Source organism: Micromonospora lutea (genome assembly GCF_016863535.1).
Taxonomy (GTDB): Bacteria; Actinomycetota; Actinomycetes; order Mycobacteriales; family Micromonosporaceae; genus Micromonospora; species Micromonospora lutea.
The window spans coordinates 459,652-482,242 of the sequence record NZ_BOPB01000009.1 but is presented as its reverse complement, the minus strand read 5'-3'; the positions used below and the strand labels follow the sequence as shown (position 1 = coordinate 482,242).

The 22,591-nt window shown below is 73.2% G+C and carries 20 protein-coding genes; 10 read left to right on the top strand and 10 right to left on the bottom strand.

Annotated elements, in window-relative coordinates; translation table 11 throughout:
- Positions 1 to 23: 23 nt before the first annotated feature.
- From Vlu01_RS09980 to Vlu01_RS09965, 4 genes are all read right to left on the bottom strand, one after another.
- Positions 24 to 3,425 (bottom strand): error-prone DNA polymerase, encoded by a 3,402-nt coding sequence (locus Vlu01_RS09980; protein WP_203996861.1) that lies wholly within the window; start codon positions 3,423 to 3,425, stop codon positions 24 to 26.
- Between the two features lie 66 nt (positions 3,426 to 3,491).
- Positions 3,492 to 5,285: a DNA polymerase Y family protein gene (locus Vlu01_RS09975; RefSeq protein WP_203996859.1), complete on the bottom strand. Its 1,794-nt coding sequence runs from the start codon at positions 5,283 to 5,285 to the stop codon at positions 3,492 to 3,494.
- Positions 5,278 to 6,003, bottom strand: a complete 726-nt coding sequence (gene imuA' / locus Vlu01_RS09970; RefSeq protein WP_203996857.1) for a DnaE2-dependent mutagenesis accessory factor ImuA' — start codon at positions 6,001 to 6,003, stop codon at positions 5,278 to 5,280. Before imuA' ends, Vlu01_RS09975 begins: the two co-directional genes overlap by 8 nt.
- Before the next feature lie 131 nt (positions 6,004 to 6,134).
- Positions 6,135 to 6,584: an SAV_6107 family HEPN domain-containing protein gene (locus tag Vlu01_RS09965; RefSeq protein ID WP_203996855.1), complete on the bottom strand. Its 450-nt coding sequence runs from the start codon at positions 6,582 to 6,584 to the stop codon at positions 6,135 to 6,137.
- Between the two features lie 476 nt (positions 6,585 to 7,060).
- On the opposite strand from Vlu01_RS09965, the gene Vlu01_RS09960 reads away from it, so the two are divergent.
- From Vlu01_RS09960 to Vlu01_RS09935, 6 genes are all read left to right on the top strand, one after another.
- The gene (locus Vlu01_RS09960) at positions 7,061 to 7,549 is read left to right on the top strand and encodes a YbaK/EbsC family protein (RefSeq protein ID WP_203996853.1); all 489 of its coding nucleotides are present in this window, start codon (positions 7,061 to 7,063) and stop codon (positions 7,547 to 7,549) included.
- Positions 7,550 to 7,625: 76 nt separating this feature from the next.
- Entirely contained in the window at positions 7,626 to 8,369 is a 744-nt protein-coding gene (locus Vlu01_RS09955; RefSeq protein WP_203996851.1) for a monooxygenase, read from the top strand.
- On the top strand, positions 8,366 to 8,953 hold the full coding sequence (locus Vlu01_RS09950) for a GNAT family N-acetyltransferase (RefSeq protein WP_203996850.1): 588 nt from the start codon (positions 8,366 to 8,368) through the stop codon (positions 8,951 to 8,953). The genes Vlu01_RS09955 and Vlu01_RS09950 overlap by 4 nt, the downstream gene beginning before the upstream one ends.
- Complete coding sequence (locus tag Vlu01_RS09945; protein ID WP_203996848.1) at positions 8,950 to 9,789, top strand: carotenoid biosynthesis protein; 840 nt, start codon at positions 8,950 to 8,952, stop codon at positions 9,787 to 9,789. The genes Vlu01_RS09950 and Vlu01_RS09945 overlap by 4 nt, the downstream gene beginning before the upstream one ends.
- Positions 9,786 to 10,913 carry a glycosyltransferase family 2 protein gene (locus Vlu01_RS09940; RefSeq protein WP_203996846.1) on the top strand — a complete coding sequence of 376 codons (1,128 nt, stop codon included), beginning with the start codon at positions 9,786 to 9,788 and terminating at the stop codon, positions 10,911 to 10,913. The genes Vlu01_RS09945 and Vlu01_RS09940 overlap by 4 nt, the downstream gene beginning before the upstream one ends.
- 11 nt (positions 10,914 to 10,924) lie before the next feature.
- Positions 10,925 to 12,412, top strand: a complete 1,488-nt coding sequence (locus Vlu01_RS09935; RefSeq protein WP_203996839.1) for a phytoene desaturase family protein — start codon at positions 10,925 to 10,927, stop codon at positions 12,410 to 12,412.
- A 126-nt stretch (positions 12,413 to 12,538) separates the two neighbouring features.
- Here Vlu01_RS09935 and Vlu01_RS09930 read toward each other — a convergent pair whose 3' ends face one another.
- The gene (locus Vlu01_RS09930; RefSeq protein WP_203996837.1) at positions 12,539 to 13,228 is read right to left on the bottom strand and encodes a CDP-alcohol phosphatidyltransferase family protein; all 690 of its coding nucleotides are present in this window, start codon (positions 13,226 to 13,228) and stop codon (positions 12,539 to 12,541) included.
- A gap of 43 nt (positions 13,229 to 13,271) precedes the next feature.
- Positions 13,272 to 14,189, bottom strand: a complete 918-nt coding sequence (gene metF / locus Vlu01_RS09925; RefSeq protein WP_203996835.1) for a methylenetetrahydrofolate reductase [NAD(P)H] — start codon at positions 14,187 to 14,189, stop codon at positions 13,272 to 13,274.
- Positions 14,190 to 14,406: 217 nt separating this feature from the next.
- Between metF and Vlu01_RS09920 the strand changes: the two genes are divergently transcribed.
- Both Vlu01_RS09920 and Vlu01_RS09915 read left to right on the top strand, forming a co-directional pair.
- On the top strand, positions 14,407 to 14,895 hold the full coding sequence (locus tag Vlu01_RS09920) for a helix-turn-helix domain-containing protein (RefSeq protein ID WP_203996832.1): 489 nt from the start codon (positions 14,407 to 14,409) through the stop codon (positions 14,893 to 14,895).
- Between the two features lie 9 nt (positions 14,896 to 14,904).
- Entirely contained in the window at positions 14,905 to 15,987 is a 1,083-nt protein-coding gene (locus Vlu01_RS09915; protein ID WP_203996831.1) for a polyprenyl synthetase family protein, read from the top strand.
- Positions 15,988 to 15,991: 4 nt separating this feature from the next.
- Here Vlu01_RS09915 and Vlu01_RS09910 read toward each other — a convergent pair whose 3' ends face one another.
- Positions 15,992 to 16,402 (bottom strand): Rv2175c family DNA-binding protein, encoded by a 411-nt coding sequence (locus Vlu01_RS09910; RefSeq protein WP_373307330.1) that lies wholly within the window; start codon positions 16,400 to 16,402, stop codon positions 15,992 to 15,994.
- Positions 16,403 to 16,539: 137 nt separating this feature from the next.
- On the opposite strand from Vlu01_RS09910, the gene pknB reads away from it, so the two are divergent.
- Positions 16,540 to 18,528, top strand: coding sequence for a Stk1 family PASTA domain-containing Ser/Thr kinase (gene pknB / locus Vlu01_RS09905; protein ID WP_203996829.1), 1,989 nt, complete (start codon positions 16,540 to 16,542; stop codon positions 18,526 to 18,528).
- The gene (locus Vlu01_RS09900; protein WP_203996828.1) at positions 18,528 to 19,400 is read left to right on the top strand and encodes a deoxyribonuclease IV; all 873 of its coding nucleotides are present in this window, start codon (positions 18,528 to 18,530) and stop codon (positions 19,398 to 19,400) included. The genes pknB and Vlu01_RS09900 overlap by 1 nt, the downstream gene beginning before the upstream one ends.
- Before the next feature lie 83 nt (positions 19,401 to 19,483).
- Here Vlu01_RS09900 and Vlu01_RS09895 read toward each other — a convergent pair whose 3' ends face one another.
- The 3 genes from Vlu01_RS09895 to Vlu01_RS09885 form a co-directional block, all read right to left on the bottom strand.
- The gene (locus tag Vlu01_RS09895) at positions 19,484 to 20,458 is read right to left on the bottom strand and encodes a threonine aldolase family protein (RefSeq protein WP_373307343.1); all 975 of its coding nucleotides are present in this window, start codon (positions 20,456 to 20,458) and stop codon (positions 19,484 to 19,486) included.
- Positions 20,459 to 20,562: 104 nt separating this feature from the next.
- Positions 20,563 to 21,969 carry a class II 3-deoxy-7-phosphoheptulonate synthase gene (locus Vlu01_RS09890; protein WP_203996820.1) on the bottom strand — a complete coding sequence of 469 codons (1,407 nt, stop codon included), beginning with the start codon at positions 21,967 to 21,969 and terminating at the stop codon, positions 20,563 to 20,565.
- 87 nt (positions 21,970 to 22,056) lie between these two features.
- Positions 22,057 to 22,536, bottom strand: a complete 480-nt coding sequence (locus Vlu01_RS09885; RefSeq protein ID WP_203996818.1) for a hypothetical protein — start codon at positions 22,534 to 22,536, stop codon at positions 22,057 to 22,059.
- Between the last annotated feature and the right edge of the window lie 55 nt (positions 22,537 to 22,591).

Here is a 22,591-nt window from a genome sequence, read left to right as displayed (position 1 = left end):
ACCTGCCCGCCGTCGTCCTGCCGTCAGCGGAAGTCCCGGGAGGTGGGGCGGACCGGTGGTTCGATGGCGTCCAACCGGTCGGCGACCAGGTTGACCACCCCCTCGTGCCGCTGTAGCCGCCCCCGCACCACCAACGCCGCGCTGGTGCGGGCCACCCGCCGATGCCGCTGCCACAGCCCCGGCGAGCAGGTGACGTTGAGCATGCCGGTTTCGTCCTCCAGGTTGAGGAAGGTGACCCCACCCGCCGTCGCCGGCCGTTGCCGGTGGGTGACGATCCCACCGACCCGGATCCGCCGACCCGGCTCCACCCGGCCCAACCGGTCGATCGGCACCGCGCCCACGGCATCCAGTTGCGGACGGATGAACCGGGCCGGATGGCTCTCCGGCGACAACCCGGTGGCCCAGACGTCGGCGACCAACCGGTCCACCTCCTCCATCCCGGGCAGCACTGGTGCCGCCGTACCGGTCACCGTGCCGGGCAACCGGCCGGGCCGCTCCTGGGCCGCCGCGCCGGCCGCCCAGAGCGCCTGCCGGCGGGTCATCCCGAAACAGGCGAAGGCGTCCGCAGTGGCCAGCGCCTCCAACTGCGCGGCGGTCAGACCCACCCGCCGGGCCAGGTCCGGCATGTCGCGGTACGGCCCGTTCGCCGTCCGCTCGGCCTCGATCCGCTCGGCCACGCCTTCGCCGAGGGTACGCACACTGGACAGTCCGAGCCGCACGGCCGGCCCGCCCAGCCCCCAGGCGTGCGGTGGCTCCCCCGGCTGACTGCCCCAGCGGGTCTCCGGGGTGGACTCCAGCACCGGCTTCGCGCCGCTGGCGTTGACGTCCGGGCGGCGAACCTCCACGCCGTGCCGGCGGGCATCGTCGACCAGGGTCTGCGGCGAATAGAAACCCATCGGCTGGGCGCTCAGCAGCGCGGCCAGGAACGGGCCCGGGTGGTAGCGCTTCAGCCAGGAACTGGCGTAGACCAGGTAGGCGAAACTCATCGCGTGGCTCTCCGGGAAACCGTAGCTGGCGAACGCGGTGAGCTTGCGGTAGACGTCGTCGGCCAACTCGCCGGTGATGCCGCGCTCCGCCATGCCGGCGTAGAGCCGGTCGGCGATCTGCTCCATCCGCTGCACCGACCGTTTGGCGCCCATCGCCCGGCGCAGTTGGTCGGCCTCGGCCGCGTCGAAGCCGGCCAGATCGATGGCGAGCTGCATCAGCTGCTCCTGGAACAGTGGCACGCCGAGGGTCTTCTCCAGCGCGTTGCGCATCAGCGGGTGCGCGAAGGTCACCGGCTCCTGGCCGTTCTTGCGCCGGATGTACGGATGCACCGAGCCGCCCTGGATCGGCCCGGGCCGGATCAGCGCCACCTCGACCACCAGGTCGTAGAATTCGCGGGGCCGCAGCCGGGGCAGGGTGGCCATCTGGGCTCGACTCTCCACCTGGAACACCCCGACCGAGTCGGCCCGGCAGAGCATGTCGTAGACCTCGGGGTCGTCCAGCGCCATGTCGCCGAGGTCCAGGCTCATCCCGATCATGTCGTAGCCGTAGTGCAGTGCGGACAGCATGCCGAGGCCGAGCAGGTCGAACTTGACCAGTCCGACGGCGGCGCAGTCGTCCTTGTCCCATTGGAGCACGCTGCGGCCGGGCATCCGACCCCACTCCACCGGGCAGACCTCGATCACCGGCCGGTCGCAGATCACCATGCCACCGGAGTGGATGCCCAGGTGCCGGGGGAACGTCTGCAGCTCGTTGGCGTACGCGACCACCTGCTCGGGGATCTCCGGTACGTCCATCGTGGCCACCTCGCCCCACCGGTCGATCTGCTTGCTCCACGCGTCCTGCTGGCCGGGTGGGAAGCCGAACGCCTTGGCCACGTCCCGCACCGCGGAGCGGGGCCGGTAGGAGATCACGTTGGCGACCTGGGCGGTGTGCTCCCGGCCGTACCGGGCGTAGACGTGCTGGATGACCTCCTCCCGGCGGTCGGACTCGATGTCCACGTCGATGTCGGGCGGCCCGTCACGTTCGGGAGCCAGGAACCGTTCGAACAGCAACCGGTGCCGGACCGCGTCCACGTTGGTGATCCGCAGCGCGTAGCAGACCGCCGAGTTCGCCGCCGAACCCCGGCCCTGGCAGTAGATGTCCTTCCGGCGGCAGAAGTCGACGATGTCGTACACCACCAGGAAGTAGCCGGGGAAGCCCAGTTCCTCGATCATGTTCAGCTCGTGGTCGAGCTGCGCGTACGCCTGCGGGTGCGCCTCGCGCGGGCCGTAGCGTTCCCGCGCGCCGGCCTCGGTGAGGTGGCGCAGCCAGCTCATCTCGGTGTGCCCCGGCGGCACCGGGTACGCCGGCAGTTGCGGCGCGACGAGCTGGAGATCGAAGGCCAGCTCGGCGCCGAACTCGGCGGCTCGGGCCACCGCACCCGGGTAGGCGGCGAACCGGGCCGCCATCTCGGCACCGTCCCGCAGATGGGCGGTACCCGCCGCGGGCAACCAGCCGTCGATCTCGTCCAGGCTGCGCCGGGCCCGGACAGCGGCCAGTGTGGTGGCCAACCGACGCCGCCCCGGGGTCGCGTAGTGCACGTTGTTCGTGGCCACCGTGGGCAGCCCGGCGGCCCCGGCCAACTCGGCCAGGGCCTCGTTGCGGTCACCGTCGATCGGATGCCCGTGGTCGGTCAGCTCCACCGCCACCGTCTCCGCGCCGAACAGCGTGGTGAGCCGGTCCAGCTCGCGGGCTGCCGCGTCGACCCCCTCGGTGAGCAGGGCGGCCGGTACGTGCCCCTTACGGCAGCCGGTGAGCACCAGCACGTGGTCGCGCAGGTCGGCGGCGATCTCCTCCAGCTCGCCGTAGACCGGGCGGCCCTTCTCACCGCCCCGCAACTGGGCGCGGGCGATCGTCGTGGCCAGCCGGGCGTACCCCTCGTGACCGTGGGCCAGCAACAGCAGGTGGTTGCCGTGCGGGTCGGGTACGCCGTTCTGCGGGCCGGGCAGACCGAGGGACAACTCCGCTCCGAAGATCGTCGGCAGGCTCAGCGCGCGGGCCGCCTCGGCGAACCGCACCACACCGTAGAAACCGTCGTGGTCGGTGACGGCGAGCGCGGTGAGCCCCAACCGGACGGCCTCCTCGGCCAGCTCCTCGGGGTGGCTGGCACCGTCGAGAAAACTGAAGTTGGTGTGCGCGTGCAGTTCGGCGTACGCCGGCACGCCCTCGGGCCGGGTCAGCTCCGGCGGCCGGTAGTGCTCCCGCCGCCGGCTCCAGGCCGGCGAGTCACCCCCGTCGGCGTCGACCGCGAGCGGATCCACCACATGCAGGTGCCGCCGCCCGCCGTCGCCCGCCCCGCCACCCTCACCCGCCCCGCCACCGTTGCCCGCCCCGCCACCCTGCCCGGAGAGCACCCGCTCCAACTCCCACCACGGCAACCGCGGATTGTGGAAACTCACCGGAAGACCCGGTGAATCTTGGTACGAAACGACCCTCCGGGGGGCTGTTTCGCACTGACATTCACGTCAGTCATAGATCGCCTCCAGCAGCCACTGGCCGGACTCGACGGCGAGCAGCAGGGCGCTGCCGTCGGCCAGGCTGACCTGGAACCGGGCTCGGCGGCGGGCCTCGGCCGGGGCCCACCATCGCTCGTCGACCGGCCACGGGCCGGCCCAGCCGACGATCTCGACCGACGCGACCGTGCCACCACGAAGGGCGGCGACCGAAGCGGCGGAGCCCGGGGCGGGAGTGGAGCTGGTGGCCTGCGGTGGCACCGGGCTGATGCGCAGCCGGGCCGGTGGCGCGCTGACCGCCAGCCGGGCGCTCACCACGACCGGCGCGCCGGTGGCGTCGAGCACGCTCGCGGTGAGCGGGACGGGCAGCACCACGGCCGGTGAGGGCGGTGGCAGTCGCCCCGGCCAGGGCGGTACGGCCGGCCCGGAATTCGCCCGACCGCCGGCCCGGTTCGGCTTCCACCCGGACCCGGACCTGTCAGCGCCGACCCCAGCCGCCCCCACGGCAGCCGATCCCCCGGCAACGCCGGGAGCAGCCGCGCCGCCGGGGTGTGCGACCGGCTCGCCCGGTAGCGGCGGCGGACCGGGGCGGGACGGGAGGCGTTCGTCGCCCCAGGGCACCAGCCGGGTCTGGTCGGCCGGGGACCGTCCCCCGCCGAGCACGGCGGTGACCACCGCCTCGGGGCCGAGCAGCCCCTGCACCCGGCTCAACGCGCGGTGCGCCCGCTCGCGTTCCGCGCCGGTCTCCCCCCACAGCCCGGGCTGCAGGCCGGCCCGGGCCAGCACCCCGTCCGGCAGCAGCCGCAACCGGATGATCCCGGCCGTGGGACGGGCCGGCCGGTCACCGCCACGAGCACCGGAGAGCCAGCCGTCCAGTTGCCAGCGGACCCGGTCGGCGATCGCCGCCGCGGTGAGCAACCCATCGTGCCGCCAGACCCGGTGCAGTTCCTGACCGTGCGCGGTGACCGCCTCGATGCCCAGACGGGTGCAGGCCAGTCCGTACCCGGCGAGCCGTTCGTGCAGTTGCTCGGCCAGCGTCCGGGCCGCGAACGCCGCCACGTCGATCCGGTCGATCGGCTCGTCCAGGTCGGCGGTGACCGTCAGGTCCACCGGCGGACGCCGCACCGCGAGTGGCCGGTCGTCCCGTCCGGCGGCCAGCCGGTGGGCCAACGCCCCGTCGAACCCGAACCGGGCCAGCACGTCGCCGGCGGGCAGCGCGGCGAAGTCGCCGAGCGTACGCACCCCGAGCCGGCGCAGCAGGTCGACCAGGGCGGGACGGCCGAGCGCCTCGACGGGCTGACCGGCCAGGAACTCCGACGTCCCGCCGGGCGGCACGATCCGCCCCTCCCGGGCGGCCAGTCCCGCGGCGAAGACCCCGGCGGCGACACCGACCTGGCTCTCCACCGCGCAACTGAGGGCGACGTGCTCGACGATCCGCTCGGCGGCTGCTTCCTCACCACCCAGATAGCGGCTCGGTCCCCGCGCGGCCAGCGCACAGGCACCGGGACGGATCACCTCGACCCCGACCGCCACCTCCTCCACCGCGGCCACCACCGGCTCGAACGCCCGCGCGTCCCGCCCCGGATCGTGGTCGACGACGGTGAGCTCGGAGCAGCGTCCCTGCGCCTCCCGCCGACGCAGCCCCCGGCGTACCCCCTCGGCGCGAGCCCGCTCCGAGCAGGCGATCACCCGATTGGCGTGCAGCACCGCGACCGCCCCGGTGGCGGGCACCCCGTCGACGATCTCGGCGGCGAGTACCGGCCAGTCCGGGCACCACAGCAGCAGCGTCCGGACCGGTTCACCCACGACCCGCCACCACCCGCAGGCGAGTGGCACCCGACCGAGCGGTCACCGCCGGGCCGGGGACGATCCGGGTGTGGTCGTCCCCGGGCAACCAGACCTTGACCTCCCGGGGCCGGGCGGCGGCACCTCGCCCGCGAGCCGAGATGGTCACCTCCCGGCGACGTAGCCGCCCCCGCCCCGCGCCGAGCCCCTGCCAGATGCCACGCACCACCTGGAGTGTCACGTCCGCGCCCTCCCACCGGCCGTACGGCACCAGCACGCTGCCCCGTTGCCGGGCGCGGGCGGCCAACCGGTCAGCCACGGAGGCGGAGACGGTCGACGGGACCGCCGTGACCACCACATCGACCCCGTCGATGAGCGCGGCGACGACGGTGGGCCATTCCGGGCCGGGCTGCGGCACCAGGGCGAGCCGGTCCAGGGCGATGCCGGCCTCGGCCGCCGCCCCGGCTCCGAAGGTCGGCATCCCGACCACGGCACACCATGATCCGGTGCGGGACGCCTCGGCGAGCAGCGCCAGCAACAACGAGGCGGTGCCGCTGGGTCGATGCTGCCCGCCACCGACCGCGATGGTGCTGCCGCGTCGCAGACCCCGGTTGGGCAGCAACCCGGTCAGCTCGGGTCGCACGGGCAGCACCCGGTGCCCACCCGCCGGGTCGGGTGCGCTGGCCGGACGGACCAGCCCGGCCAGCGCGGCGGAACCGACCACCATGCGGCCCGCCATCGGACCTCCCCCGTCGTCGCCACGGACATCCGGCCCGTGGATGGTGCTGTCGTGGATCACAGGAACGTGCGCGTGGCGGGGCGACGTCCGGCCCACCCTGGGTCCCGCCATGGCGGACCGGACGCCGCGGCTCAGGCGACGAGACCCTCGATCGCCGGCTGGTGCGCCAGGCCGAGCGCCGCCTCCACCACCGTCACGAACTCCTCGGCGGCGCGGAGCAGGTCGTCGGCCTCCCGGGCGGTCACCACCCGGGGTATGCCGGCCTCGGCGGCGGCCCGCTTACCGGCACCGAGGGCGAAGTAGCCGGCCCACTCGTCGAGCTCGGGGGCGACGCTGGCGAGCAGAACCCAGACGCTGGTGATCCGGTGGCGGCGGACGGGCGCGGGACGGGCGCGGGCGGCGAGCACCGCGGCGGCGGCGCGCAGGGCCGCGAGATGGGCGGCGGCGTACCGGAGGCCGTCGGGGCCGGTCCGGGCGGCCTCGGTGAGCCCCTGCCGGGCCACCGCGAGCAACTGGACGGGAGTGCGGTGCGGCAGCACATGCGCGGGCACCACCGGTGCCTGAGCCGGACTGGTCGGCATGGTCTCTCCTCCAGATGAGCCGGGGCGGGCAGGCGCAACGGACGGAGTCGGATCCGTCGACGCGCAAGCCCGCGGCGGTCGGTGCGGAGGAAGACGCACCAGGTGGGTGGCCGGCCGGATGTGGAGCTTCCCCACACCACACCCGGCCGGCGTTACCGGCGGGTCCGTCGTCCGCCGCCCGGGGGTCGTTGGGCGGCGGACGACGGTCCTGCCTGACGGGCCCGGACTCGCGACTGCCCGGAGCCCAGGTGCGGTCCGCGGCACCGCACCTGTCGGAAGCCGGTGCCGCGAAACACCCGCCTCCGAGAGGGGTTGGAACGAACGTTCGAGGCAATCGAACACTCGTTCTAACTACTGCTGACAGTACACCCTCCCGCCGACGAAAACGCAACGTGTGACGCGCCGGCACCATCGGGCTCCTTGCGGACGACGTGGCCGGCTGCGCGGACGGTCCGCGCACCGGGAACAATGGCGGCATGCAGTCACACCCGAATGTCCGGGCGGTGCAGGACGCTCTCGACGCCGCGAACGCCCGGAACGGCTCCGACGCGCCCGCCACGGTCCGCCTGCTACCCGACGCCGTGCACACCGCCGCAGCCGCCGCCGAGGCGCTCGGCGTCGACGTCGGCGCCATCGCCAACTCGCTCGTCTTCGACGCCGACGGAACCCCGCTGCTGGTGCTCACCTCCGGCGCGCACCGGGTGGACACCACCGGCCTGGCCAACCGGCTCGCCGTCACCCGGCTGCGCCGGGCCACCCCACAGTTCGTCAAGGAACACACCGGGCAGGTGATCGGCGGGGTCGCCCCGGTGGGTCACCCGCAGCCGCTGCGCACGCTGGTCGACACCGCCCTGGACAAGTACGACGAGATCTGGGCTGCTGGTGGCGTACCGCAGGCGGTCTTCCCCACCACGTACGCCGAACTGCTGCGGGTCACCGGCGGAACCCCGACCGACGTGGCGTGAACGAGCGAAGCGAGCGAACCATCAGGCACAGCACAGTGGTGCCTCGCGTCGGCGGCGAGCGCAGCGAGGTGGCGGCGTGAGTCACCCGGAACTTGTCCCCGAGTTGGTCACCCTGCACGTGTGGCGGATCGCGCCGGCCGCCGTGGGCCGGGCCCTGACCCGGATGGCGGTCGACCCGCGCCGACTACGGGCTCTGCCCGGCGTACGGTTCGGCAAGCTGCTCGGCACCGGGACCGGCACCGGCTTCGGGCCCGGCGACGCGGACCTGACCCGGTGGGCGGCGTTGACGGTCTGGGACTCCCCCGTCGCGGCCGCCCGGTTCGCCGACTCGCCGGTGGCACGGGCCTGGTCCGGTCTCGCCCGCGCGGGTGTCCGACTCGACCTTCGACCGCTGACCAGCCGGGGTGAATGGTCGAGACGGCGGCCGTTCGGTGAGCCCACCGGCGGCCGGGTCACCGGCCCGGTGCTGGCGCTGACCCGGGCCCGGCTACGCCCGACGCGGGCACTCGCCTTCTGGCGAGCGGTCCCGCCGGTGGCCACGGCCCTGCACGCCGCACCCGGGCTGCTGGCCCGCTTCGGCGTCGGCGAGGCACCGCTGGGCTGGCAGGGCACGGTGAGCGTGTGGCGTGACCCGGCGGATCTCGTGGCGTTCGCGTACCGTCACCCGCAGCACCGGTCCGCGATCATCCGGACGGAGACCCAACGGTGGTACGCGGAGGAGCTCTTCGCTCGGTTCGAGGTGCGGGACGTGGTCGGCGACCGGACGGTACTGGGGTGGGTCACCGACGACGGTGACCCGGCGAAGGGTGAGCGGGCATGAGGTTGGTGCGGTGGACACCGGACGATCTCCTCCGGCGGCTGGACGACGTGGTGGCCGTCTACGGCGAGGCGATGGGTTACCGTGCCGACCTGCTGGAGGCCCGCCGAGGCTACATCGCCACCCACGTACGCCGGCCCGGCTTCCGCGCGGTGGCCAGCCTCACCAGCTCCGGTCACCTGGCCGGTTTCGGGTACGGCTACGTCGGGGCCACCGGTCAGTGGTGGCACGACCAGGTCTGGCGGGCACTGGACCAGGCCACCCGTCAGCGTTGGCTCACGGACTGCTTCGAGGTGGTCGAGCTGCACGTGCGGCCACCGGCCCAGGGGCACGGGTTGGGTGCCGGGCAACTGCGCGCCCTGCTCACCATGGCCGAGGGTGCCACCGCCCTGCTGTCCACCCCGGAGGCCGACGAGCAGACCTCGCGCGCCTGGCGACTGTACCGCCGGTTCGGCTTCGTCGACGTGCTGCGCGACTTCCGTTTCCCCGGCGATGAGCGCCCGTTCGGGGTGCTCGGCCGGGAACTGCCGCTACCCGTGCCCGGATCGACACCACCGGCGTCGACCGCACCGCCGGTGCGGTCATGACCGCACCGGCACCGGCCCGCGGCTACGCCTGGACGTTGCTGGCCCTGCTGGTGCTGGCGCAGATCTGCTACCCGCTGACCGGCGGGGTCACCCGGGCCCGGCTGACCGTGGCCACCGTCGTGCTCGGCTACCTGCTCTCGGTCGGTCACGCGCTGCTCAGCCGGGGGCCACGAGCGGCGGCGGCGCTGGTCACGGTGGCCACCGGCGGCGGATTCGCCATCGAGGCGCTCGGCGTGGCCACCGGCTTCCCGTTCGGCAGCTACGACTACTCCGGCCAGCTCGGCCCGAAACTGGCCGGCGTTCCACTGATCATCCCGCTGGCCTGGACCTGGATGGCCTGGCCGGCCTGGCTGGCGGCCACCCGGCTCACCGGCGGATCGTCCGGTCGGTGGCGCTGGCCGGGCCGGATCGCGTTGGCCACCGTCGGGCTGGCCGCCTGGGACCTCTTCCTCGATCCGCAGATGGTGGCCGAGGGGCACTGGGTGTGGCGCGATCCCACTCCGGCCCTGCCCGGCCTGCCCGGCATCCCGGTCAGCAACTACCTGGGTTGGCTGCTGTTCGCGGTGCTGATGATGACCGCGCTCCGCCCGCTCGCCGGGTCCACCGTGACCACCACCGGCGACGGCGACCACCCGATGTACGCGCTCTACCTGTGGACGTACGGCTCCAGCGTGCTGGCCCACGCGGTCTTCCTCGACCTGCCCGCCTCGGCGGTATGGGGCGCGGTCGGCATGGCGGTGGTCGCCGTACCACTGGCCGTCACCCTGCTACGGGCCCGGCGGACCCGCGAGCGTGACACCGGTTCGCCGCGTTCCCCGGTCGACGCGGCAGCATGACCGTCGCGCTGGTCCTGCTGCTCGGCGTCACCGTGCTGACCGCGCACACCGTGGTCAACGCCAACCGCTGGCTACGCCGACCGACCGGCCGCCCGGAAGAGATCACCGAGACGGTGGCGGTGCTGCTGCCGCTGCGCGACGAGGCCGACCGGGTCGCCCCGTGCCTGCGCGCCCTGCTCGCTCAGCGGGGAGTTCCCGGACTTCGCGTGGTGGTACTCGACGACGGCTCCACCGACGGCACCGCCGAGGTGGTGCGCGCGACTGTCGCCGACGATCCCCGGGTCACCCTGCTCACCGGGATGACCCCGCCGCCGGGCTGGTTGGGCAAGCCGCACGCCTGCTGGCAGTTGGCCACCCGCGCCGACGAGTCGGCCACCGCGTTGGTCTTCGTCGACGCCGACGTGGTACTCGACCCGTACGCCGTGGCGGCGGCGGTCACCGAACTGCGTGCCGCCGGGGCGACGCTGCTGTCGCCGTACCCACGGATCGTGGTGCGGACGGCGGCCGACCGGCTGGTGCAGCCGCTGTTGCAGTGGCTGTGGCTGACCTTCCTGCCGCTGCGGGCGATGGAGCGGTCGTCACGGCCGTCGCTGGCCGCTGCCGGCGGACAGTTCCTGGTCGTCGATCGGGCCGGCTACCTGCGCGCCGGTGGGCACGCGGCGGTCGCCGACCGGGTGCTGGAGGACATCGAGCTGGCCCGGGCGGTGAAGCGGGCCGGTGGCCGGATCGCCCTCGCCGACGGCTCCCGGCTGGCCAGTTGCCGGATGTACGAGGACTGGCCGCAGCTGCGTGACGGCTACACCAAGTCGTTGTGGGCCTCGTTTGGGCATCCGACCGGCGCGGCCGTGGTGCTGGCCCTGCTCCTGGCGCTCTACACCGCACCACCGCTGGTGGCCGTCGCGGCGCTGGTCGCCGGTGCGCCGATGGTGGCCGGGGTCGCCCTGGGCGCGTACCTGATGGGGGTGGCCGGGCGGGTGGTCAGCGCCCGGGCCACCGGCGGCCGGGCATGGCCCGACGCGCTGGGCCACCCCGTATCGGTCGCGGTCCTCGGTTGGCTGACCCTGCGGTCGTACCATCTGCGCAAGCGGCGGCGCCTGTCCTGGCGCGGCCGGCCGGTCGGCTAGGAGGACGCGACATGGCGCGGATCGTGGTCGTCGGCGCCGGGGTGGGTGGGCTGGTCACCGCAGCCCGGCTGGCCGTCACCGGGCACCAGGTGACCGTGCTGGAACGCGCCGAGGAGGTCGGCGGCAAACTCGGACGGCACCGCCGGGACACCCCCGAGGGCTCGTTCCACTTCGACACCGGCCCCAGCCTGTTCACCCTGCCCGAGGTCTTCCACGAGCTGTTCGAGGCGACCGGGGCGAAGCTCGACGAGTACCTCGACCTGGTGCCGCTGGACCCGATCGTGCGGCACGTCTTCCCCGATGGCGGCCCGGTGCTCGACTCCTGCGCCGACCCGACGGAGTTCACCGCCCGGATCGGCGCGGCCCTCGGTGACCGGGCCGCCGCCGACTGGCAGCGGCTGTGGCGGCGTGCCGGACGGGTGTGGCGGGCCTCCGAACGCGACATCCTGCGCCGCCGCGTCGACTCTCCGCGCGATCTGGCCCGGTTGGCCTGGCGGCTGGGTGACCTGGCCGCGATCCGGCCCGGCCAGAGCCTGCGTGGGCTGGGTCGCGCCCTGATCTCCGATCCTCGGCTGCGGATGCTGCTGGACCGGTACGCCACCTACACCGGCGCCGACCCGCGCCGTGCGCCCGCCGCGCTGGTCGCGGTCCCCTACGCCGAGCTGACCTTCGGTGGCTGGTATCTACGTGGCGGGCTGGGCACCCTCGCCGACGCGTTGCTGTCGCGCTGCCTGGACCTGGGGGTGGTGGTGCGTACCGGCACCACGGTCAGCCGGATCGACGCGGTGGGCGGCCGGGTGCACGGGGTACGCGTCACCGACTCGCCCACCCCGATCCCGGCCGACGTGGTGGTGGCCAACGTCGACGCGCTCAGCGTCTACCGCGACCTGCTGCCCGACCCGCGCCGGCTGGCCGGGCTCACCGACCGCAGCCTGGCCGGTTTCGTGCTGTTGCTCGGCGTACGCGGCGACTCCGGGCTGGCCCATCACAACGTCTTCTTCCCCGCCGACTACGACGCCGAGTTCGACGCGGTCTTCGGTGATCCGGGACGGGGGATTCGGGCCCGCCCGGCCGCCGACCCGACCGTCTTCGTCACCGTGGCGAACGACCCGGCTGTCCGCCCGGCCGGGCACGAGGCGTGGTTCGTGCTGGTCAACGCCGCCCGACAGGGCACCGCCGCAGGGGCCGTCGACTGGCGTCGGCCGGGCCTGGCACAGGCGTACGCCGACCGGATCCTCGACGTGCTGGCCGCACGCGGCGTGGACGTACGCGACCGGCTGGTGTTCCGCGACGTCCGCACCCCGGCCGACCTGGCCGCCGCCACCGGCGCACCGGGCGGCACCATCTACGGCACGGCCGGTGGCCTGCTCCGGCCGACCAACCGGGGACCGGTCCAGGGCCTGTGGCTGGTCGGTGGCTCCAGCCATCCGGGCGGCGGCCTGCCGATGGTGACCCTGTCCGCGCAGATCGTCGCCGAGGCGATCGGCCCCGCCTGGTAGGTGTAAGGAAGGGCCCCCTACTAACGCCTGCGGTAGAGGAAGGGTCCCTTGCTAACGCCGGGGAAGCGCACCGGGCGCACCCAGCGGGCGCGGCCCAGCCGGGCGGTACGTCCCGGGGGCCGCCGCTCAGCCGGCGTCGATCAGCGCCCGGCGGACGGCGGAGAGCAACTGCCCCAGCCCGAAGGCGGCCAGCAGCACCCAGACCGCGCTCGCCATGGTGATGGTGCCGGCGGCCAGATCCGCCTCGATCAGCCCGCTCAGGCCGGCCAGCAGCAGTCCACCGATGGCCACACAGACCCGGGTGGGTCGCTCCCCCACGGTGACCGCGCCGATCTCCCGCATGCCGGCGGCGACCGCGCGGGCGCGGACGTACTCGTGCAGCCAGGAGAGCGCACCGCCCGCGGCGACCAGTGCTCCCGGCGCGCCGACCAGCCAGAACGCCACCAGCCAGGCGGCCTCGCCGAGCCGGTCGGCCAGCGAGTCGTAGACGTAGCCGAGCCGGGTGGTGCGACCGGTGGCCACGGCCACCGCCCCGTCGACACTGTCGGCGACCGAGGCGAGCAGCACGAACAGCGCACCCAGGAACGGCCCGTCGCCCGGCCGGACGGCGAACAGCGGTACGCAGAGGCAGAGCAGCACCCCGACCACGGTCACCGCGGTCGGGCCGACCCGTAGCCGGCCCAGCAGGAATCCAAGGTGGTAGGAGAAGCGCAGCCAACCGCGCACCACCGGAGTGGCGGCCCGGGGATCGAAACCGCCGTGCAGCCGGGCCCATGCCGTGGCGTACTCGTTCCAGTTCAGCTGTCTGCCCACCACGGTTCAACCGTCGCGACAGCGCCGAGGTGTCGCGCGCCGGACGTCACGTCGCGGCGCCCACCCGCAGGTTCTGCCAGATCTCCCGGGTCGCGGTGGACCGGTTGAAGGTGATGAAGTGGATCCCCGGCACCCCCTCGTCGAGCAACCGCCGGCACATCTCGCTGGTCTGCTCGATGCCGAGCCGGCGGACCGCCTCCGGATCGTCGGCGACCCGTTCGAACCGCGCGGCCAGCGCCGGTGGGAAGGGCGCCCCGGACAGCTGCACGGACCGCTCGATGGTGCCGATCCGGGTCACCGGCATCACTCCGGCCAGGATCGGGGTGTCGCAGCCGGCGGCGGCCACCCGGTCACGCAGCCGAAGGTACTCGTCGGCGTCGAAGAACATCTGGGTGATCGCGAACTCCGCGCCGGCCCGGCACTTGCGGATGAAGTACTCCGTGTCGGTGTCGACGTCCGGCGAGCGCGGGTGCCGGTAGGGGAAGGCGGCGACACCGACGCAGAAGTCGCCGGAGTGGCGGACCAGGCGGACGAGATCTTCGGCGTAGTGCACGCCGTCGGGGTGGGGGATCCACTCGCCGGTGGGATCGCCCGGCGGGTCGCCGCGTACCACCAGCACGTTGCGCACCCCGGCACCGGCCAGCCGACCGATCACGTGCCGCAACTCGGCGACGGAGTGGTTGACCGCCGTCAGGTGGGCCAGCGGCAGCAGGGTCGTCTCGGTGGCGATCCGCTCGGTCACCGCGACCGTGGTGTCCCGGGTCGAGCCGCCGGCACCGTAGGTGATCGAGACGAAGGAGGGACGCAGCGACTCCAGCTCGCGGATGGCCTGCCACAACTGCCGCTCGCCCTGCTCCGTCTTCGGGGGCATGAACTCGAAGGAGAAGGTCGGCTGGCAGTCGCGGACCAGCTCACCGATCGCCGGATGCGGATTCGGGAGGACCGAGGGAAGACCGAGCGCCACGCACCGACTCTAGCGGGCCGGGCCGGAGACCCCCACCGGCTTCCCAGCGGTGGAGACAACGACGAGAACTGTCGCACCGCCGATCTAACCTGCTCACCTGCGCGGGTGCGGTCACGAGCCCACCGGGGGCCGCGCGGGGGTCAGCAGCAGACGGTGCGCACCGACCCGCCCTGATCGGGTGTCGGGCCACCACCCCGCCGACCCTGCCGGAGGATCGATGTCCCCGTCCCCACCCGACCCCGTCTGGCCCCACCCCACACCCCTCGGCCCGTTGGTGGCCCGGTTACGGGTCGCCCGGGGATGGAGCCAGTCCCGGCTCGCCGCCGAACTCTGTGCCGCCGCCGGCGTGTTCACGCTGAGTCGGCACGAGATCTCCCGGTGGGAACGACAGGTACGCGTGCCGGGGCGCTTCTGGCGCGGCTGGCTGCTCCGGATCCTGGCGGCACCGGCAGTTCAGCCCGCCGGCTCGGCAGTCAGGCCCGCCGCAGGCCCGGTGGCCGGCAAGGCCACGGGACGCCGGACCGCGACGCCCGGGCTGCGGCCACTCGAAACGTCCGGTCCGGCGGTCAGGCCCGGCACCGCCTCCCGGCCCGGCGGGTCGCCACGCTCGGCACGACGCGCTGCGGCGTCGGTCCGGCCGAGATCAGCAGGTGACCCGACGCGCCGGAGGGCGGGTGGCTCGGCGCAGCGCATCCCGACCCATTAGCGTCGGGATGTGACCCATGCAGCTCCTGTCTCCCCCGTCGACCGTGCCAGCCTGCGTCAGCGAGTCGACAAAGCGCTGGCGGATTTTCTCGCCGGCCGTCGCGCCTGGATGGCCGACATCGATGACGCCCTGATGCCGGTCGCCGAGGCGATCGAGGCGTTCGTGCTGGGTGGCGGCAAGCGGCTGCGTCCGGCCTTCGCCTACTGGGGCTACCGAGGTGCCGGTGGGGTGGACACCGACCCGGTGGTGACCGCCCTCGCCGCACTGGAGTTCGTGCAGGCCAGCGCCTTGATCCACGACGACCTGATGGACCGATCGGACACCCGACGCGGTGAGCCCGCGGTGCATCGACGCTTCGCCACCCGGCACCGATCGGCCGGCTGGGTGGGCGAAGCGGACGGCTTCGGTGACGCCGCGGCGATCCTGCTGGGCGATCTGTGCCTGGTCTGGTCCGACGAACTGCTGCACTCCGCCGGGCTCGACCCCCGGACGGTGGCCCGCGCCCGGCCCGACTTCGACGAGATGCGCACCGAGGTCACCATCGGGCAGTACCTCGACGTGCTGACCCAGGCCACCGGAGACACCTCGTTGGAACGGGCCAGCAAGGTCGCCCGGTACAAGTCGGCCAAGTACACCGTGGAACGGCCGCTGCTGATCGGCGCGGCGCTGGCCGACGCCCCCGCCGACGTCCGCATCGCCTACTCGGCGTACGGATTGCCGTTGGGTGAGGCTTTCCAGTTGCGCGACGACGTGCTGGGCGTATTCGGCGACCCGACGCAGACCGGCAAGCCGGCCGGCGACGACCTGCGCGAGGGCAAACGGACCTACCTGGTGGCGGCGGCCCTGGAAACCGCCGACGACAGCGGTCGCGCGCTGCTGCTCGACGGCCTCGGTGACGGCGATCTGGACGTTGCCGGGGTGACCCGACTGCGGGAGCTGATCGTCGACACCGGCGCACTGGCCCGTACCGAGCAGCGCATCGTCACGCTCACCGACGCGGCGCTCGCCGCGCTCGCCGCCGTCGACCTCGACACCGAGGCGCGACAGGCGCTGGTGGACCTGGCCATCGCCGCCACCCGCCGCGCCGACTGACTCCTCAGAAGCCCAGGGCCTGGGCGCGGCGCTTGACCTCACGGGCGTGGTCGCCGCCGAGGGCGATCGCGGGGCTACCACCGGTCAACGTGTCGTCCGGCTCGTAGAGCCAGCGCAGCGCGGCCTCGTCGTCGTAACCGGCGTCGGCCAGCAGGGTGAGCACGCCCGGCAGGTGCTTGAGCACGGTGCGGTTGGCCACCAGGTCGGCCGGGATCCGGCGGACACCGTCACGGCGTACCGCGAGCAGTTCCCGGTCCCGGATCATCTGGTGGACCTTGCTGATCGACAGGTCGAGCCGCTCGGCGACGTCCGGCAGGGTCAGCCAGCCCGCCGCGTCGGCGGGACCGGCCAGGGGCGCGGTGCCCTCGGCGGGTACGGAATCGGTCACGGCAACACCCTGCCACGCCGCCCCCATCTCCGGTCAACGGGCTCCCGGCGACCACCCTGGGCAGGGGCAACCGTCACCCTGTGCGCGTGCCGGACCCGCCGGCGGACGCCTGCCGGTAGCATCCTGTTCAACCTTCATCCCCCCGACACATAGACTGCCTGCCGATGGACACACAGGTCGCCGACACGTTGCTGGGCTCGCTGATCGACGGGCGCTACCGCATCCGCGGTCGCGTGGCCCGTGGCGGCATGGCGACCGTGTACACCGCCACTGACGAGCGGCTCGAACGCACCGTCGCCGTCAAGATCATTCACGCCACCCAGGGGTCACCCGGCCAGGCCGGTCGGCCCAGCTTCGTCGACCGGTTCACCGACGAGGCCAAGACGATCGCCCGGCTCACCCACCCCAACGTGGTGGCCGTCTACGACCAGGGCACCCACGCCGGGCGGCCGTACCTGGTCATGGAGTACGTCCGTGGCCGTACCCTGCGTGAGGTGCTGGCCGAGCGACGCCGGCTCAATCCGGACGAGGCGCTGGCCATCACCGAGCAGATGCTCGCGGCCATCGGCGCCGCCCACCGGGCCGGTCTGGTGCACCGTGACGTGAAGCCGGAGAACGTGCTGGTCGCCGAGGCGCCCAGCGGCGGTCCGGCCAACCTCGTCGACAGCGTGGTCAAGGTGACCGACTTCGGGTTGGCCCAGGCCGTCGAGGCGAGCACCGACCATGACAGCGGCAACCAGTTGATGGCCACCGTGGCGTACGTCGCTCCGGAACTGGTGACCGACGGCCGGGCCGACGCCCGCACCGACGTCTACTCGACGGGCATCGTGCTGTTCGAGATGCTCACCGGCCGGGTGCCCTACGACGGTGACCGGCCGATCGACATCGCCTGGCAGCACGTCGACCGGGACGTCCCCGCACCGTCGACGTTGGTGCCCGGCCTGCCGAGGGTGCTCGACGACCTGGTCGCCCGCGCCACCCGACGCGACCCGACGGGCCGCCCCGGTGACGCCGGCACGCTGCTGGCCGAGGTGCAGGTGGCCCGGGACAGCGTGGGCAGTCCGAACAGCCACACCGCCCTGATCGCCCCGGTGACCGACGGTTCGGCGGTCTCCCAACCGACGATGGTGGTCGCGCCCGTGCGTCCGCATGAGCGACCGACCTGGGCCCGGCTGCCGGAGGATGGCCCGCCCGCCCGTGGTCGCCGTCGGGCCGCCTCCGGCGGCGGCGACGATCTGCGTACCCGGTTGGCTGGTCTGGTCGCCCGGCTGCCCGGCGAGGGCAGCGGACGTTTCGCCATCGCCGCCGTCGTCGTGGTGCTCGGGCTGGTGGCCGCGCTCGGTGGCTGGTGGTTCGGAGTCGGTCGATACACCACCACGCCGGAACTGGTGAGCATGACCAAGGCCGAGGCGGAGGCGCAGGCCTCCCAGGGGGGCTTCGACGTCATCTACGCCGATCCGCGGTACGACGATCAGGTCCCCCGCGATGGCGTGCTGCAGCAGGATCCCGCCTCATCCGCCAAGATTCTCAAGGGCGGCACCATCACCCTGACCCTGTCGCTGGGGCCGGAACGCTTCGAACTGCCGGACGTGGTCGGCAAGGAGTTCGCGCTGGCTGAGGCCGACCTGCTCAGCGCGCAGCTTGAAGTGGTGAAGGGCACCGCCCGGTACGACGACAGCCTGCCGGAGGGCGTCGTGGTGGCCACCAAGCCGGAGGCGGGCAAAGAAGTCAAGCCGGGCGATGAGATCACCGTCATCCTCAGCAAGGGCCGAGCCCCGATCACGGTGCCGAACCTGGTCGGCAAGAACCTCAACGACGCCCGCAACCAGATCGCGCAGCTCGGTCTGGTCCTGGTGGAGCCGACGCGTAAGCAGTCCGACAAGCCGCGCGACGAGGTGATCGGGCAGAGCCCGGCCGACGGCAGCGGCGTGGAGCGGGGCGCCCAGATCCGGCTGGAGGTCAGTGAGGGGCCGCCGCTGGTGACCGTGCCCCGCGTCGTCGACCTGCCGTGCCAGCAGGCCAAGCAGGTGTTGGAGAGCCAGGGCTTCCCGGTGGCGGTGCAGTTCAACCCGAACGCCGTCACCCGGTTCCAGAACCCGAACGAGAACGCCCAGGTCGCTCCGGGTACGCAGATCACCATCGGGTGCTTCTGATGTCTGCTTCGGATCCCGGCCACCGGCCGATCGGTTCACACACGCCAACCTCGGGCGGGCTGGCGAAGGCGGCGCTGCCGTACGTCGACGCGGCCGGCTCCGAGGTGGCGCAGGTCTACGTCGGCAACTCCCGGGGCTGGGCCACGCCGGCCGGCGATCCGGTGCAGGACGCGCTGTTCCGTGACGGCTGCGCCGAACGCGGTGTCGCCGTCTACATCCACGCGTCGCTGCTGGTCAATCTCGGTTCCCCGACCGCGGCGACGGTCGAGCGGTCGGCCCGGACCCTGGCACACGCGCTGCGCCGAGGCGCCGCCATCGGTGCCCGTGCGGTGGTCTTCCACGCCGGCAGCGCGGTGGACCCCGGGCACGCCGACGCAGCCATGCGGCAGGTACGCGAGTCGCTGCTGCCGCTGCTCGACTCGGCCGCCGACGCGGGCGGGCCGATGCTGCTGGTCGAGCCGAGCGCCGGGGGCGGCCGGTCGTTGGCCAGCCGGGTGGAGCAGCTCGGGCCGTACCTCGACGCGGTGGACCGGCATCCGTGGCTCGGGGTCTGCTTCGACACCTGCCACGCCTGGGCCGCCGGGCACGACCTGGCCGCCGAGGGCGGGATGACCGCGACGCTGGACGCCCTGGTGACCGCCATCGGAGCGGACCGGCTACGGCTGGTGCACGCGAACGACTCGAAGGACCTGTGCGGCTCCACCCGGGACCGGCACGAGAACATCGGCAAGGGCATGATCGGTGAACCGGCCTTCGCCGAGCTGATGCGTCACCCCGCCACCGCCGGGGTCCCGGTGCTGGTGGAGACTCCCACCGAACGCCACGAGGGCCACGCCATGGACATCAGCACCCTGCGCCGTCTCCTGCCCTGACCACTGCCGTTCGGCCATGACCTTGCAGCCGGTGTTTCACCGGCCGCGCGGTGACGGGGCACGCCCAGCCGGGTCGGCGACGCTCAGCGGCGCAGGATGCGGGTGAGCACGGCAGCGGCCTGATCCACCTCGGCGTCGGTGACGTCCATGTGGGTGACCAGGCGGGCGGTACGCGGACCGAGCACCGAGACCAACACACCGTCGGCGCGGGCCGCAGCGGCCAGCGCCGGCGCGTCCAGCGACGCCTTGGTCAGGTCCAACGGAACGATGTTGGTGCGTACCCCGGTGGCCAGCACCCCGAACGGAGCGACCGCCTCCGCCAGCCGGGCCGCCTTCGCGTGGTCGGCCGCCAGCCGGTCGATGTGGTGGGCCAGAGCGTACCGGCCGGCAGCAGCCAGGATGCCGGCCTGGCGCATCCCGCCGCCCATCCGCTTGCGAATCACCCGGCCCCGCTCGATCCGGTCGGCGGCACCGACGACCAGTGAGCCCACCGGCGCGCCGAGCCCCTTGGACAGGCAGACCGACAGGGTGTCGAACAACGCGCCGTAGGTGGCCAGTGGCACGCCGTCGGCGACGTGGGCGTTCCAGATCCGAGCGCCGTCGCAGTGCAGCGCCACCTGCCCGGCGTCGGCGACCCGGCGCAGCTCGCGCAGGGTGCCGAGCGGAATCACCCCACCGCCGCCACGGTTGTGGGTCTGCTCCACCGCGATCGCCCGGGTGGGCACCACCCAGGGAGCGTCGGGACGGACCATGCCGGCGACCACGTCGGGATCGAGCTGGGCCCCCACCGGGGGCCAGGTCCGCGAGGTGATCCCGCCGTACGCGGCGGCGGCCCCCATCTCGTACGTGACCACGTGCGCGTCGGCGTCGCAGAGCAACTCCGCGCCGGGCGGCACCAGCAGTTGCAGAGCGATCTGGTTGGCCATCGACCCGCTCGGGCAGAACAGCGCCGCCTCGTGGCCGAACATCGTGGCGACCTCGACCTCCAGCGCCCGGACCGTCGGGTCCTCGGCGTAGACGTCGTCACCCACCTCGGCGCTGGTCATGGCCTGACGCATCGCCGCGGTGGGCCGGGTCACCGTGTCCGAACGCAGGTCGATCAGATCAACCACTGTTGTCCTTCCGGCCGCCGACTGCGGGGCTCGCAAGCTCACTCCTCGCGTCAGCCACGGAGCATCTCCGCGACGAGGAACGCCAGTTCCAGCGACTGCTGGGTGTTCAGGCGGGGATCGCAGGCGGTCTCGTAGCGGCCGGGCAGGTCGAGGTCGGCGATGCCCTGGGCGCCGCCGAGGCACTCGGTGACATCCTCACCGGTCAGCTCGACGTGCAGACCGCCGGGGTGGGTGTCCAGGCCACGGTGCACCTCGAAGTAGCCGAGCACCTCGTCGACGATGCGGTCGAAGTGGCGTGTCTTGTAGCCGTTGGACGACTCGTGGGTGTTGCCGTGCATCGGGTCGCACTGCCACACCACCTTGGCGCCGGCGGCGGTCACCTTGGCCACGATCGGCGGCAGGGCATCGCGGACCTTGTGGTTGCCCATCCGGCTGATCAGGGTGAGCCGGCCGGGAATGTTGTCCGGGTTCAGCTTTTCGCACAGCTCGATCGCCTCGTCCGGCGTGGTGGTCGGGCCGAGCTTGACGCCGATCGGGTTGGCGACGCGGGAGATGAAGTCGATGTGTGCGCCGTCGATCTGCCGGGTGCGCTCGCCGATCCACAGGAAGTGCCCGGAAAGCCCGTACGGCCGACCACCGGAGACCCGGGTCAACGCCCGGTCGTACTCCAGGGCCAGCGCCTCGTGGGAGCAGTACAGGGTGACCGTGCGCAGCGCATCGTCCTCGGTCATCCCACAGGCGCGGATGAACGCCAGGGCCCGATCGATCTCGCGGGCGATCGCCTCGTACCGCTCGCCCGCCGGGGAGTTGCGCACGAAGCCCTTGTTCCAGTCGTGCACCGCGTGCAGGTCGGCCAGCCCGCCGGCCAGGTAGGCCCGCAACATGTTCATGGCGGCGGCCGAGTTCGCGTACGCCCGGATCATGCGCTGCGGGTCGGCGACCCGCGCCTCCGGCGTGGCCTCCAGCGAGTTGATCATGTCGCCGCGGTAGGCCGGCAGCCCGCGGGCGTCGGTCGGCAGGGACCGGGGCTTGGTGTACTGCCCGGCCACCCGGGCCACCTTCACCACCGGCAACGACGCGCCGTAGGTCAGCACGATGGCCATCTGGAGCAGCGTGCGGGCGTTGGCCAGCAGGTGGCTCTCGGTGTTGTCGGCGAAGGTCTCCGCACAGTCACCGCCCTGCAGCAGGAACGCCTTACCCTCGCAGACCAGGGCCAGTCGCTGGCGCAACTGATCGACCTCGTACGGGGCGACCACCGACGGCACGGTGTCGAGCACCTTGCAGACCTCGGCGACCTGCGTCTCGTCGGGCCAGGGTGGGGTCTGGGCGCGCGGCAGCTCCCGCCAGCGGTCCAGACCGAGAGCCTCGTCCTCGGCGGAGTCGACGGTCGGGCGGCTGGTCTGCAGCACCGGGCTGCCCACCGCCGGATGACTCAACTGATGCCACTCATGGCGCATGGTATTCAGCGTACGGCGACCAGCCGGCAGGGCCACCGGCGAGGGGCCGGGTTCCGGCAGATGGACGATCCTCGGCGGTGGCGCAGGTCAGGGCGTGGGGGCCGGGGCCGGGCTGTTCGCGCCGGGGCGCTCGTCGGAGATGCACCAGTCGAGCCCGTCGCGGGTGACCGTGAACAGCAGCGGGCGGGTCGCCTTCTTCTTGCCGACGGTCACCGTGACCGCGGTACTGACCTCCTGCCCGGACGGGCCGGGTCGAACGTCGGTGATCTCGGACGTCGACACCTCGAAGTGGTCGGCGAAGTCGCCGTTCGGCTCGGTGGCGGCGGCATCGAACGCCTCGTGCAGCACCGCGCAGAGCTGGCTGCGACCGGCCGCCACGTCCTTGGCCGCCATCGCGTCGAGGTATGCCTGGACCCGCTCGCGGGACTTCAGCATGGCCTCCTCGGCCGGTGCCCGCCCGGGCTGCTCCGCCTCGTTCTCACCACCGACGAACCCGCATCCGACCAGGGTGAACGACACGGTCGCCAGGAGCGCGACGATCGCCGGTCGCTGGTACGTCACCCGCATCACTTCCTCTCGACGGCGGACATCGAGACATGGTCGAGCGGCGAGTCTGTCACAC